The organism is Halobacillus sp. ABH2_015 (genome assembly GCF_056158945.1).
The window spans coordinates 1,182,212-1,195,269 of sequence record NZ_JBSWUG010000002.1 but is presented as its reverse complement, the minus strand read 5'-3'; the positions used below and the strand labels follow the sequence as shown (position 1 = coordinate 1,195,269).

At 46.6% G+C, this 13,058-nt stretch carries 18 protein-coding genes; 1 reads left to right on the top strand and 17 read right to left on the bottom strand.

The annotated features are described in order from the left end of the window. Window positions 1–11: 11 nt before the first annotated feature. From ACXAD6_RS06295 to ACXAD6_RS06275, 5 genes are all read right to left on the bottom strand, one after another. Entirely contained in the window at window positions 12–1,232 is a 1,221-nt protein-coding gene (locus ACXAD6_RS06295; RefSeq protein ID WP_474968134.1) for a dipeptidase, read from the bottom strand. A 29-nt stretch (window positions 1,233–1,261) separates the two neighbouring features. Beyond that, a complete protein-coding gene (locus ACXAD6_RS06290) occupies window positions 1,262–2,326 on the bottom strand; it encodes an ABC transporter ATP-binding protein (protein WP_474968133.1) in 1,065 nt (354 codons plus the stop codon). Beyond that, window positions 2,310–3,329: an ABC transporter ATP-binding protein gene (locus ACXAD6_RS06285; protein WP_474968132.1), complete on the bottom strand. Its 1,020-nt coding sequence runs from the start codon at window positions 3,327–3,329 to the stop codon at window positions 2,310–2,312. Before ACXAD6_RS06285 ends, ACXAD6_RS06290 begins: the two co-directional genes overlap by 17 nt. Window positions 3,330–3,344: 15 nt before the next feature. Beyond that, complete coding sequence (locus tag ACXAD6_RS06280) at window positions 3,345–4,133, bottom strand: IclR family transcriptional regulator (RefSeq protein ID WP_474968131.1); 789 nt, start codon at window positions 4,131–4,133, stop codon at window positions 3,345–3,347. A gap of 261 nt (window positions 4,134–4,394) precedes the next feature. Then, complete coding sequence (locus ACXAD6_RS06275; protein WP_474968130.1) at window positions 4,395–5,819, bottom strand: aldehyde dehydrogenase family protein; 1,425 nt, start codon at window positions 5,817–5,819, stop codon at window positions 4,395–4,397. 294 nt (window positions 5,820–6,113) lie between these two features. On the opposite strand from ACXAD6_RS06275, the gene ACXAD6_RS06270 reads away from it, so the two are divergent. Then, window positions 6,114–6,395, top strand: coding sequence for a hypothetical protein (locus ACXAD6_RS06270; protein WP_474968129.1), 282 nt, complete (start codon window positions 6,114–6,116; stop codon window positions 6,393–6,395). Here ACXAD6_RS06270 and ACXAD6_RS06265 read toward each other — a convergent pair. From ACXAD6_RS06265 to ACXAD6_RS06210, 12 genes are all read right to left on the bottom strand, one after another. Further along, window positions 6,392–6,877, bottom strand: coding sequence for a GNAT family N-acetyltransferase (locus ACXAD6_RS06265; protein ID WP_474968128.1), 486 nt, complete (start codon window positions 6,875–6,877; stop codon window positions 6,392–6,394). The genes ACXAD6_RS06270 and ACXAD6_RS06265 overlap by 4 nt on opposite strands. Then, on the bottom strand, window positions 6,874–7,365 hold the full coding sequence (locus ACXAD6_RS06260; RefSeq protein WP_474968127.1) for an N-acetyltransferase family protein: 492 nt from the start codon (window positions 7,363–7,365) through the stop codon (window positions 6,874–6,876). Before ACXAD6_RS06260 ends, ACXAD6_RS06265 begins: the two co-directional genes overlap by 4 nt. Window positions 7,366–7,378: 13 nt before the next feature. Then, window positions 7,379–7,567: a hypothetical protein gene (locus ACXAD6_RS06255; RefSeq protein ID WP_474968126.1), complete on the bottom strand. Its 189-nt coding sequence runs from the start codon at window positions 7,565–7,567 to the stop codon at window positions 7,379–7,381. 22 nt (window positions 7,568–7,589) lie between these two features. Beyond that, window positions 7,590–7,883 carry a hypothetical protein gene (locus ACXAD6_RS06250; protein ID WP_474968125.1) on the bottom strand — a complete coding sequence of 98 codons (294 nt, stop codon included), beginning with the start codon at window positions 7,881–7,883 and terminating at the stop codon, window positions 7,590–7,592. 38 nt (window positions 7,884–7,921) lie between these two features. Further along, on the bottom strand, window positions 7,922–8,176 hold the full coding sequence (locus ACXAD6_RS06245; RefSeq protein ID WP_474968124.1) for a hypothetical protein: 255 nt from the start codon (window positions 8,174–8,176) through the stop codon (window positions 7,922–7,924). A gap of 44 nt (window positions 8,177–8,220) precedes the next feature. Further along, window positions 8,221–9,264, bottom strand: coding sequence for a DUF1835 domain-containing protein (locus ACXAD6_RS06240; RefSeq protein WP_474968123.1), 1,044 nt, complete (start codon window positions 9,262–9,264; stop codon window positions 8,221–8,223). Between the two features lie 304 nt (window positions 9,265–9,568). Next, a complete protein-coding gene (locus ACXAD6_RS06235; RefSeq protein WP_474968122.1) occupies window positions 9,569–9,922 on the bottom strand; it encodes a hypothetical protein in 354 nt (117 codons plus the stop codon). A 184-nt stretch (window positions 9,923–10,106) separates the two neighbouring features. Next, window positions 10,107–10,199, bottom strand: a complete 93-nt coding sequence (locus tag ACXAD6_RS06230; protein WP_474968121.1) for a DUF3986 family protein — start codon at window positions 10,197–10,199, stop codon at window positions 10,107–10,109. 112 nt (window positions 10,200–10,311) lie between these two features. Beyond that, entirely contained in the window at window positions 10,312–10,548 is a 237-nt protein-coding gene (locus ACXAD6_RS06225) for a hypothetical protein (RefSeq protein WP_474968120.1), read from the bottom strand. Window positions 10,549–10,593: 45 nt separating this feature from the next. After that, complete coding sequence (locus ACXAD6_RS06220) at window positions 10,594–10,866, bottom strand: hypothetical protein (protein WP_474968119.1); 273 nt, start codon at window positions 10,864–10,866, stop codon at window positions 10,594–10,596. A 217-nt stretch (window positions 10,867–11,083) separates the two neighbouring features. After that, window positions 11,084–12,730 (bottom strand): FAD-dependent oxidoreductase, encoded by a 1,647-nt coding sequence (locus ACXAD6_RS06215; protein ID WP_474968118.1) that lies wholly within the window; start codon window positions 12,728–12,730, stop codon window positions 11,084–11,086. A 37-nt stretch (window positions 12,731–12,767) separates the two neighbouring features. Then, window positions 12,768–13,049: an adhesin gene (locus ACXAD6_RS06210; RefSeq protein ID WP_474968117.1), complete on the bottom strand. Its 282-nt coding sequence runs from the start codon at window positions 13,047–13,049 to the stop codon at window positions 12,768–12,770. Window positions 13,050–13,058 lie beyond the last annotated feature (9 nt).

The window sequence follows — 13,058 nt, the reverse complement described above, 5'->3', positions numbered from 1 at the left end:
TCCCTCTCTTATTATTTCGCCCACGTTTCTTTCAGCACACGCATAATGTTTCCGCCGGTGACTTTACGGATGTCTTCCCGGCTGTATCCTTTAGCGACAAGCCAGCGGACAATGTTCGGAAAACATTCCGCCGGATTTTCCAGCCCTTTGACATAATCGACACGCTCCATCGAGGATTTCTGTGCACTTTTGATGGATAATTGACCGGCCAGTGTATCATGAAGGCCGACATGGTCACCGAATAAGGTGTCCGGCCCAAAGGCTACATGCTCGATCCCTACCAGGTTCGCCGTATATTCGAAGTGTTCCATGAACGAATCGATATTATGGTGCGGATGATTTTCCGATATGGTGGAATGCGGAGCTGCCTCAATTCCTATCACCCCGCCTTTTTCAGCACAGGCTCGGATGACACTGTCCGGCTTCATACGCTTCGTATCCCATACACCACGAGCACCGGCATGGTTGATGGTGACCGGTTTTGTACTCGTTTCAATCGTGTCAAGCGCCGTTTGGTCACCAGCATGAGAAACATCCACAGTGATGCCGAGCTTGTTCATCCGTTCGACCGCCTGTTTTCCAAAAACGGAAAGACCGGCATCCTTCGGCTCACGAAGGCCCGAGCCCAGCATATTCGATTCAGAGTAGCACACGCCCATCGTGCGGATGCCGAATCCATACAGCACATCAAGCCGGTCCAGCTCATTTTCAATCATGGATGCCGATTCCAAGGCTCCGACAAAAGCGATTTTCCCTTCTCTTTTCGCCCTGGACAAATCCTCGATACGCTCGGCTTTGATCACCATATCCTGATGAGCGATGTCGCTGAAGCGGATGCCCAGGTCGTGAATGACATCCGACCATTTCCACCCTGCGAGTGAGGTGATCATCGCTGTTCCATCCATGAAGTTCTCAAAGATGACATCAAGTCCGGAATCGCTCAGCGCTTCAAACGCTGTAAAGTCCCTGCCCTGCCGGCGGAATTCGTAAAACTGGTTAAGATCTTCCGGTGCGATGAATGTGTGTTCATGCATGGAGATCATCAAGTCCTCTTCCAGGATCGTCTGGACCTCATTTTCCTGCTCATTCGTCACAGGATAGGAAAAGCTCGGGACACGGTCCACCTCTTTTGCGAGAGTGTAAGATTTATAATCGACGCCCGCTTCCAGGTATTGAAAAGACTTATAGCCGTCATAGACTTTTTGGTTGCCTTTTTGAATGAGTTCAGCCAAAGGATATTCCCCTTCCTTTTATTTACTGTTTATGCCATAATAAGGTTGTTAGTTTTGTTGTCAGATGGTTTCTTACGTTGAGCGACAGCTTCTTTTAACGTCTGCCCTTTTTCCAAAGGGTAATGGCAGGCTGTGAAATGGCCGTTTCGCGTTTCCTGCCATGCTGGAACTTCCTGACTGCATCGTTCTGTTGCAAGTGGACACCTCGTCCGGAAATTGCACCCTGAAGGTGGAGATGCTGGTGAAGGCATTTCCCCTTTAAGAACGATGCGTTCTTTTCTTGCTTCGGGATCGGCTTCTGGTACAGTCGACAAGAGTGCTGCTGTATACGGATGCGCAGGATCATTGAAGATCGAATCCGTATCGGACAGTTCGACGAGTTTTCCTAAGTACATCACACCCACCCGGTCGGAAATATGACGCACAACGTTCAGTCCGTGCGCAATGAACAACAGTGTCAATCCCATTTCACGCTTCAGCTGGATCAACAGATTGATGACCTGGGACTGGACCGACACATCCAAAGCGGACACCGGTTCATCCGCAACGATGAATTCCGGCTCAAGCGCAAGCGCCCTCGCTATACCCACCCGCTGCCTCTGTCCTCCGGAAAATTCATGGGGGTAGCTGTGATAACGGCTCGCATCCAATCCTACAAGCTCCAACAATTCCTTAACCTTTCTTTCTTTTTCCGCGCCTTTGGCAAGACCGTGAATCTCATACATCTCCCCGATAATCTGCCCGATTGTGAAACGCGGGTTCAAAGAGCCGAATGGATCCTGATAAATGATCTGCATGTCCTTGCGGAGTCTGCGCATGTCTTTCTTCGAATATTCAAGAATATTACTCTGACCATAAAGCACCTGACCGTCCGTCGGATCCTGCAGTCTTAAAATGTTCCGGCCGAGTGTCGATTTCCCGCAGCCGGATTCTCCGACAAGTCCGAGAGTCTCTCCTTTATAAATATCAAAAGAAACATCATCCACCGCCTTCAGCGTCTGCTTCCGTTTCCCTAAGGCCCCACCTCCTTTAATCTCAAAGTATTTCTTCAAATGCTGAATTTCCAACAGCTTTTCTTTATGATTTTGATTCAACGGGATCCTCCTTTCTATGAAAAAGGTCAAGCTGCGAGGCAGTGAACTCTTCCACATGCCAGCACGCGACGTCACGCCGGCCCATTTTTTGAAGCGGGGGTTCTTCCTGATGGCACTTTTCTGTGGCAAAGCTGCAGCGCGGCGCAAACCGGCAGCCTTCAGGCATCTGGTTCACGCCTGGAATCGTTCCTTCAATGGTCGGAAGAAGCTCCCCTCTGGCACCGCTCATTTTCGGAATCGATTCAAGCAGCCCTTTTGTATAAGGATGATGGGGGAGGTCAAACAAATCGCTGGTCTCTGCAATCTCCATCACCTTCCCGGCATACATGATGATGATCCTGTGGGAAAGCTCTGCCGCTACCCCGATATCGTGGGTAATGAGCATGATGGACATGTCTTCTTCATCCCTCAACTTTCGGAGCAGCTCGAGGATCTGCGCTTCGATTGTGACATCAAGCGCTGTTGTCGGTTCATCTGCAATGAGAAGCTTCGGTTTGGAAGCGAGCGCAATGGCAATCATGACCCGCTGCCTCATCCCTCCCGACAATTCGTGGGGATACTGCTTCAATCTCGTTTTCGGTTCAGAAAGCCCGACAAGGGTCAGCAAATCCTCCGCCTTGTCCATCGCTTCCTTTTTCTTCAGCGGCTCATGGTAACGGATCGCTTCGACAATCTGCTGCCCGATGGTGAAGACAGGGTTCAAAGCGGTCAGCGGCTCCTGGAAAATCATTGAAATCTCTGCTCCTCTGATTTTCCTCATTTCCTCATTCGTCTTGGTTGTCAGTTCTTCTCCCATATACTCAATCGATCCGCTTACGATTTCCCCATTTTCAAACTCGACCAGTCTCATCACAGACATCGATGTGACACTTTTACCACTGCCGGATTCCCCGACGATGCAGACGGTTTCTCCTTTTTCAATATCAAAACTCACCCCGTCGACCGCCCGGACAAACCCTTCCTTTCCCTGGTATCCCGTCACGAGGCCTTCCACCTTCAACATATGTGATCCCCTCCTTTAATGAAGACTTTCAAGAAGATAGTTCCTTCTGGTCGGAAAACAAACTTTGCTCAAAACAGAATCAAGCTCTCCTCTGTGACGAATGAGATCAGGTAAAATCTGTTCCGCTACTTCTTCTGTGAGACGGTAGCTGGGGCCGGCTATCGATAACGATCCGAGGACCATGTGTCCGTAATCAAACAAGGGAATAGAAACCGCAGCTACATCACTGATCGTTTCACCGGAGGAATACGCCCACCGCTTTCTTTCGATGTCCTCAAGTTTTTCCAGCATATCGGTTTCTGATGGGATGAGGCCGGGGTGTTGGACAGCCCCTTCATGAACAATTCTTCGTTGTACTTCTTTAGGCAGGTGACAAAGGATGACTTTGTGGGAAGCCCCGATATAAAGTGGGGAACGACGGCCGACTGAGCCCGCGAAACGGACAAGGCGGCTGCTTTCTACAATCTTGGAGAAGACTCCTTCCTCGTTATCCAGAAGTGTCATAACGACACTTTCCCCGGTTTCGGAAGCAATCTTATGCATGATGGGATGGATGATCTCAGAGATTTGAAAATGTTGTTCGACGATGTTGCTGAGCTCAAGGAATTTAATGCCGAGCTCATATTTCTGCGTATCCACGCTGCGGTACACATACCCCCGTTCTTCGAGGGTGGTCAGCATCCGGTGGACAATGGTATGACTCATATCAAGCGCCCGGGACAATTCCCGTAGTCCCCACTTCGGATGTTCCAGCGTGAACATATCAAGGACCTGCAGCGCCTTATCGACGGTTTTTGAACTCACTCGGCTTCACCGCTTTCTAAGTGGTTCTATAATCGAACCAATATTCTGAATTTTATGATTACTAATGATACTAGCACAAAATGACCATTTTGCAACTACTTTTTCCGACTTTTTTCGGGAACCGAAATAAAAAGAAGCCTTGGGCTCAGGCGGCTCAAGACTTCTTTTATAAAGATTCTGGTAAAATTCGGTGTAGACCCTACTAAAAAAAAGAGCTGTCCTCCTGGAAGAGAGAACAGCTCTTTTATAAGCCATGACCAATTAAGACGGGAATCCAAGAATCGCTTTTTTCTCAAGATATTCTTCAATTCCATAATCGCCCCACTCACGACCAATACCAGATTGCTTATAGCCGCCAAATGGTGCATTGAAATCATGAGAGGCATCATTGACCTTGATGCGCCCGGCACGGATGGATGTGGCAACTTTTTTAAGGGTTTCCGGATCTTTACCATAGACGTACCCTGCTAAACCATAGACAACATCATTCCCGATTTCAATCGCATGATCGATGGTGTCATACGTAATGATACTCATCACAGGTCCAAAGATCTCCTCTTGTGCTATGACCATATCATTCGTTACATCCGTGAAAATGGTTGGTTTAGCGTAATACCCTTTATCCAGTCCTTCTGGAAGTCCTGTACCACCGGCAATTAAGTTTGCACCTTCTTCCATCCCTTTTTCAATATAGGATTGAACGGTATCCCACTGCTTCTTGGATACAAGGGGTCCGACATAATTTCCTTCACGAGGATGGCCTACCGGGAATTCAGGAAGCACATCTAAGACGGCTTGTTCAAATTCTTCCTTCTTGGAAGCTGGAACAATCATCCGGGTCGCAGCAGAACAAACCTGCCCGGTATTCGTGGCGATATTGCTTACTGCATTTCGGGCCGCATCTTTCATATCCGCATCTTCCAGAACAATCAATGGAGATTTACCTCCGAGCTCAAGAGCGACGTTTTTAATCGTTTCAGAAGCATTCTGCATGATTTTCGTTCCAACGCCCCCGGAACCCGTGAAGGATACAAAGTCAATATCAGGGTGTGAACTGATGCCGTCACCAATCGTTTCGCCTGTACCATTAACCAAGTTGAACGCTCCTTTAGGTACGCCCACCTCATCAAAGATTTCTGCTAACATGATGGCAGCGAACGGCGTCATTTCAGAAGGTTTCAATACAACAGGGCTGCCGGCTGCAAATGCGCTGGCAATTTTTGTTGAAGCTTGGTTTGTCGGGAAGTTCCATGGGGTGATTAAGCCGCTGACCCCGACAGATTCCTTGACTACCGTATGGTTGCCGCGGTGCTCCATGAATTCAATAGTTTTAAGAGATTCAGCCGCTTGAGCAAAATGATTGTAGCCCATGCTGTAGTGAATCTTCTCCGAAATTTCAAGAGGTGCACCCAGCTCTTCCGTCATCACATCGATGAATTCATCTTTGCGTCGTGCATAGGCTTCGGCTATGTTCTCAAGCATTTCAATACGCTCTTCTTTAGAAGTTTGAGAGAAACTCGGGAAAGCATCGCGGGCGGCTTGAACAGCTTTATCCAGGTCTTCCTTCGTTCCCAGACTAATTTGACCCATCGGTTCTTCCGTGGCAGGGTTTATGACGTCCTCGGTGTCATTTCCCGTGGATTCAACCCATTCACCGTTAATGTAATGCTTCAAAATCGTACGCATATTCAAATTCTCCTTTATAAAAAGTTGTGTAGTTTGCTTTGTTTAGTCATGTATTACCGCTAACGCTCTACACAAAACATCTCGAAGCTAAGAGGGGTTATTTAACATGCCTCTGACTGCGCTTCCATTACTGATATAGCAGGAATAGGAATTTGATATAAGAATTACGAAAAGAAAACAGCGGCCTCCTTTACAGACACGGAAGCCGTTTATGAACAGGTCAATGGAATTGACCCCTTCTTGCCTCGACAAACGCCCACTGCTAACATGAATAGAGAAAAGGAGGTTATATCCATGACTGGCAATCACAAAGGATTCAGATACTTGGCCATTCTATGTATCCTACTGTCTCTGCTCGTCCAGAATCTCAGCCTGTTGGATGTCGTTTCCTTCCACGAGAATGTATTATTCCTGTTCAACTGGATGCTGCCGGCATCCGCTCTCGCATTATCCATCGTCTCGTTCTCAAAGTCGCAGAATAAGAAAGATCTGCTTATCACGGGTTTTGCTGTACTGGCCTTTTTCTACAGTATCATCTTTATCGTCTTCGCCTGGATGATGATGGATACTCCTTAACCGCCGTTCCATACATAGACGAATTCGCCGTCTTCCTCTTCCATCCTCTGAAACCCTGATTTCTCCAGCAGGTTGATCGATGGAAGGTTTTCTTTTTCCACACCGGCCTTGATCACGTAATCCCCTTTGGATCGGATCCAGTGAGTCAAGGCTTGGACAACCTCATACGCATAGCCCTGCCGCTTATACGAAGGATCAATCGTATAGCCCACCCAGAAATCATCCTCCTTCTTCAGCAGAAATACATCACCGAGGAGCACGTGGTCTTTCTTTCTTATCACAGCCAGCTGAGAACCATCTTCCACTCTCTGCGGATTCAGCAGGGTCGTTTCATAAACCTGACGGGTGAATCCTTTGAACCCCTGGTATTTCATCCAGTCCAGATCATTCCGGTAGCTCATGAACGCCTCGATGTCCACGGAAGTAAAAGGTCTTACATAACAGCGCGGAGTTTCTAAAACAGCGTTCCTTTCCTCACTCACACCGAGTTTCCCCCTCTACCACGCAGCGGCTTATGGTAACTATACATCCGTTTCTTTTCATAGATCCTCTCTCTGTATTTAAGAAAACCAAGAGAAGTCCAGAACGTTACGGCAGGAAGGTTGTCCGCATGAACAGCGATTTCAATCACGTCCGCCTGCCGCTTTTTCATAAGCTCCTCATAAACCCTGTACACCTTTTCCCCAAAACCCTGACCATGATAGGTGCTGTCCATCAGCAGCAGACTCAGCCATGGATTTCCGGAGTTCGGCGACTGCATGCCGTATTCAATGATTCCGATGAAACTTTCACCATGACCAACCAAATATCTCTCATTCCCGAGTTCATCCGCTTCTCTCCACTGCGCTCTTATGTCATCTGCTGCTAGAAATTCCTTGTCATAAGCGATTTTATTGTAGGCAGGACTTGAGTTGTGAATCCTACACTCTTTTTGGATATGAGCCTCCTGCACTTTTGTAAAGCTGAACATGTTCCCGACTCCTTCAGTTCCATATGACATTTCCAATAAGGGCAAAAAGCATCATCAAGGCAATACCTCCGAACAAAACATACCCCATCCATTTAATCGGGCCGGGCAGTCCGCCCTCACTCGGTTTTGGATACCCTTCGATTTTCTTTTGATGATCGATGGCATCATTAAAAGATAAATCATCGTTGGAATGGTTGGACATAGACTCACCTCCATCTATAGGATCAAGAACCGTCATGATCGCTGATATCGTCAAAAAGATCTCCCGTAATAAGGTCGTCATCATAGGAATCAAAAGTATTGTAGTATTTGGCGTCCGGATGTCCTAATACAGCGTTTTTCCTTCTTTCATAGGTGCGGATGAGGTGAAGGACCGAATAACCGATGCCACCAGCCAGGGCTGTGTATACTAGAAAATCTGCCCTATAAAAAAGATATGTACAAACGGCAGCTATAGCGGAGAGGAGCAGCACAACCTCGAAAACTTTGATAGTCATCACCTCCTTTTGGTTCCACATACTTCCCTTCGATACGAAACTTTTTGATTCTATCCTTTTCATGCAAAGGAAAGAACAGCCATGACATGGACAACGGAAATCGTCAAAATGCCGAGGATGTTCGCTAACACGACGAATGCCTTCCAACGCTGAGCTTTCAGGCCGGTCAACAAGCCGATGACAGGCAGCAGCATTGTTACGATAAAAATCAGAGGGTATTCCTCGATGAAAGACCCGGCGGGAGCTTCAGGATTGATGATCATCAGGATAAAGGCAGTCACGATACAGAGTAAAGATACAGACGCACGCATCATTGATCCACTCTCCTTTTCTATATCTATACCTTGATACCCACTTATTACCAACATGATCTTTCCGGTTCCTCTTTGACTCTCACGTCAAAGTACCGCATGCCTCTCGGAATCCCCTTGATATCCAATCTGTTTTCAAGAACCAGCTGAATCAATCGGTATTCTATAAAAGCATCACTGACTCCCTGCCTCGAATGCCCGATCACTTCTCCTATGATCCTGGCTGCTGGGATGAAATCAACACATCCGGCATCTTCATGAAGGCTTCTTACGCTTTGAAGAATGAAGGAATCAAAGTAGTCGACCGCTTTTGAAAAGACTCCTTCATTCCATATTCTCAGCTCGCTGTTTTCCGAGGATAACCGCAGCCAGTCTTTCTCCAAACGATTCCTCGCTTCAAAAGGAATGGGCTCATTTGAAGCGTGATGAATCATCTCCCCGAACTGGTCAGGGGAGATTTCACCTGTATGGACGGGATATCCTTTGGAACGTTTCATATGGCTTTCACTTACGTTGATTGTCCTCACACGACCGTTCCATGCTTTCAGTAGCTGCAGAACGAAGCGCAGGCCAAGCTGTTCATGGGCATTATTTCCAACCCAGATGGTCATCTGGACATGATCAGGAATGTTCCGGATGCCTTCCATTGCCTGTTTGTTTTCCTGAACATAAGTGAAAATCTCTTCGTCATCCAGTTGAATACGGTCATAGAGCCAGTCCAGGCGTTCCTGCAGCCCTTCTGGCTGATCAAGATTCCGGACCGGCCCGATAGAAAACATCAAAGGGAGGTTGATAACTATGTCATTGTCTCTTTTAAGATTTTCAAGCGTATTTTTGAGCGCCCCATATGCGGAGTGGCCAATGACGATATGGACTTCTTTCACCTCTGTTTGATTGCTGGATAAAGGATTCATTCGCTGTTTATACATCTCATCTACGCTGTTTTTTACGGATTTTATCCGTTCTACATATTCATCTGCCGATAAATGTCCGCTATCCGCATATTCCAGCATCAACCATGATTGTAAAACGATTGAACGAACTTCTTCCCCGCTCAAGGACTCCACTTTCTTTTTCATTAAAGGATCCATTTTCCCACTCTTCCTTATCGGTTTAATGTTAGTAACTACAGGTATCAAACCCTGAAACAAACTTGCTGAACGCGCATGGAAAGCCGCACAGAATGAAAAAATTTTTTCCCTCATCAGAACGACGCTGGAAAGGGATCAATCCCTTGAACAGTGTAAATCAGGAGCTGCCCGCTTGAAAAGAAGCCGCTTCTCTTTTTATTAGTGAAATCAACTCAGCTTCATTCATGTCAGAATGGAAGGGATCATACACGAGTAGATCGATGCTGCACAGGTGTTTCCAGCCTAGATCCCCCCTCTCACCTATTTATTCATGCTCCTCACGTGGAAGAAGACCGTTCGTGACTTTATGTATAGTCTTATTCATTAGAGAAACACATATTGATAGCGCCGCAATCACGATCAGAATAAATACGATGGTACTTAAAATCTCATACGGCATCTTTCCTGCTATCCAATTTCCTCCGTAATAAATCATTATAAATCCGATAAAAACGCTGACCACATAAGCCGCACCTACACCGATCATTTGGTAGACCGTCAGCTGCGCTAAGCGTTTTTTGTTTTTTAAGACCTTTGCGATGATAACTGCGATAAGAGATATAAACGTAAGGACCGCTTCCATTTCCTGCACCTCCAAGCTGAACAAATTCTTAAGCATCCGCCTCTATCAATTTATAGTGTCTTAACCACTTTTCGAACGAATGATAAGCTTGATTTTCAAAATTCTTTGTATCATCAATGGAAAAAATGAAGATGCCATAATGGTCAACAGAAACCCCAAGTCCTTTATTCATTAGCTGAGAATATAAGTTCCCAGGTCCGGAATCATCAACATAAACATCTCAGAGAGGTTCCCAGATTCTTTTGTATGCGACAACCTCCAGGTCATACCCTTCATAATATCCAATGTGAAAATGCAAGTCCGGATTGTACATCAGCTTTTCTCCTTGAATGACTCCCTAACGTCCATAAGGATCCTCCTTTATCAATGCTTAGATCATTCACCCAAAACCTCGTATCGTGCTGCTGAAATAGAAAAGTACCTTCCTACATGACCCAGGCACCCAGCAGAATGAATCCACTTCCTATAGTCATGACAACACTCTTTGCCAGAGGATAAGGAAGCTTGTTCAGGAGTTTCATCAGACTTTCCCACTCCAGGTATCCGCTTGATCCAACTCTCCCATCATCCACATAATCCTTCCTTCTTTTCATCTTGAATATGGACGCATACAGGATAAAGACCCCCCAAAGGATGAGGACTGCACCTAAAATAAGAACCATGGAGATCTCCTTTCTTTGCCGGCTGTTGGTTTATAATTCACCGCTTCAAACGCCTCCGCTCACTGTCCCGATGATGTTAAAAGCAATCGGGAACAAGAAGAGACCGATGTTAAAAATCATTCCTGCCCGTGCCAGGTTGTCATGGTTCATTTTATAGCCGATCAAACCAAGGGCTGCTCCTATTGGACAGATGACAAATGGAAGGACGAGAGGCAGTCCCTGTATGTTCAAAGGAACGATACCGAACAAAAAGTTTACAATCAAAGTCGTTAAAACGGTTGGAATCAGAATAGATACCACACTCATCAGCTTTTTCACTATAAAACGTCCTCCTCTCTCCTCTGCGAGTTTTCATGAAGTGCGGTTGAGAAATCACCCTCCATCCTATACGGTCAAAAAGGAAATTGGTTTCAAATAAAACCATTTAATGGATAAAAGCACAACAAAAGGAGCAGCTGCTTGCATGCAAACAGCTGCTCCTTGATAAGTGATCATAGTATCGTGAACGAACCTTGTAATCTCGTGAATGCTCTCCTTATTGATTGGATTTAGAGAAACTCTGGTAATTCTTATTTCCCCCGGAAAGGTTATAAACTTCCTCAAATCCCATGTTGATCAGCACGTTCTGGGCAGCATTTCCCGTTACACCCTTATTGCAGTAAGTCACTGTCGGGATGCTCGGGTCCAGCTGTTTCGCTTCCGCGCGCAATTCAGCCAATGGAATGTTGACCGCTCCTTCCACATTGGATACTTCGTACTGCTTCGGCGCTCGTGTATCAATGACTTGAATCTTCTCCCCGTTCTGGATTCGATTCGTCAGTTCCTGCGGCGTGATGATCCGGTTCTTTTTGTCCATCGCATTCTGAAGAGCCATACCTGTATACATAACCGGATCTTTAGTGGTACTGAATGGTGGCGCATAAGCTAAGTCCAAATGGAAGAGATCTTCGGCACTCGCTTTTAAGGAAATCGCCGTCACGAACACGTCGATGCGCTTATCAACGCCGTCTTCCCCGACAATCTGCACACCTAGAATCCGGCCCGTTTTACGATCGGCGATGGCTTTAATGACCATTTCCTTCCCACCAAGGTATTCGGCTCTTGCCGGTTTAATGTTGTGAAGAACTTCAATGTCATAGCCTTCCATAACCGCATCTTTTTCACTTAAGCCGGTATAGCCGACAGCTAAGTCAAAGACTCTTAAAATTCCTGTCCCTAAAATACCGCGGTGGGCCAGATCTCCGCCAGTGATGACATCTCCGGCAATCCTGCCCATTTTATTCGCTGTCGACCCAAGCGGACGATAGAGCGGGTTTCCTGTAACGATGGAATAACTTTCCGCGACATCTCCAACGGCATAAACATCAGGGAGATTCGTCTGCATCTTTTCGTTGACCTGGACGGCCCCGGATACGCCTAATTCTACACCGATCTGTTCAGCCAGCTTCGTATTCGGGCGTACACCTGTCGCTAAAATGACCATATCCGCATCGATGACGCTTCCCTTGGTTGTTTCTACGGAAGTCTCTGTAATGGCTGCCGCTTCTTCATGGAGGAGTAGGTTGACCCCGTTTGCTCTCAAGTGCTCTTCCACCCGGAAGGCCATATCCTTATCCAAGTGCGGCATAATTTGATTGCTGCGTTGGACAATCGTTACATCCAGTCCTCTATGCTTCAACTGCTCAGCCATCTCTAGTCCGATGAAGCCCGCACCGATAATCGTCACTTTTTCCGGGTGGTTCGCTTCCATATAAGAATGGATGGATGCTGTGTTCTGGATATTTCGGACATGGAACACATGCTCCATCTCCACTCCGTCCACCTGCGGCGTCGTTGGAGCTGCCCCGGTAGCAAAGACCAGTGTATCGTAATGATCTTCGATGATTTCATTGTTGTTCAGATTCTTCACAGTGACCACTTTTTGATCCGGGTTAATCTCTACAACTTCATGACGGGTGTGAATGTCCACATTGTAGCGCTTTTTGAACCATCCGGAACTCCTAGGAGTGAGTGTTTCAAGTTCGTCCACTTCGCCTCCTAAAAAGTAAGGAATCCCGCAGATGGAATAGGAGATATCGTAATCGGCATTGTATAATGTAATGTCTGCGTTCTCATCGTTTCTTCGTGCCTTTGCAGCGACAGATGTACCTGCTGCAACGGATCCAATAATAATGATCTTCATTTGGGTGCAACCCTCCAGGTTTCTCTTGATGTTTTTCTTAGCAGCACTGATCCATGCCGAGCAGGACAAACTGTGCTCCTTCTGGTGTATCTTCCTGATCTAACGTTAAGCTATCCACTGTATCTTTGACATCCTGATCAATGGAAACCTTCAGGCCGTCCATATCTTTAACAAGGTCGTTTTCTTCTGGTGCATCCAGAGAAATACCGAGTTGTGGACCACAGCATCCGTCCCCCATGGAATAAAAACGGACCCCTTCTGCTCCATTTTCTTCAATCATGCCCTGTAGTGTACTTTTTGCATTTTCTGTAATTTTCATGTTCATCAC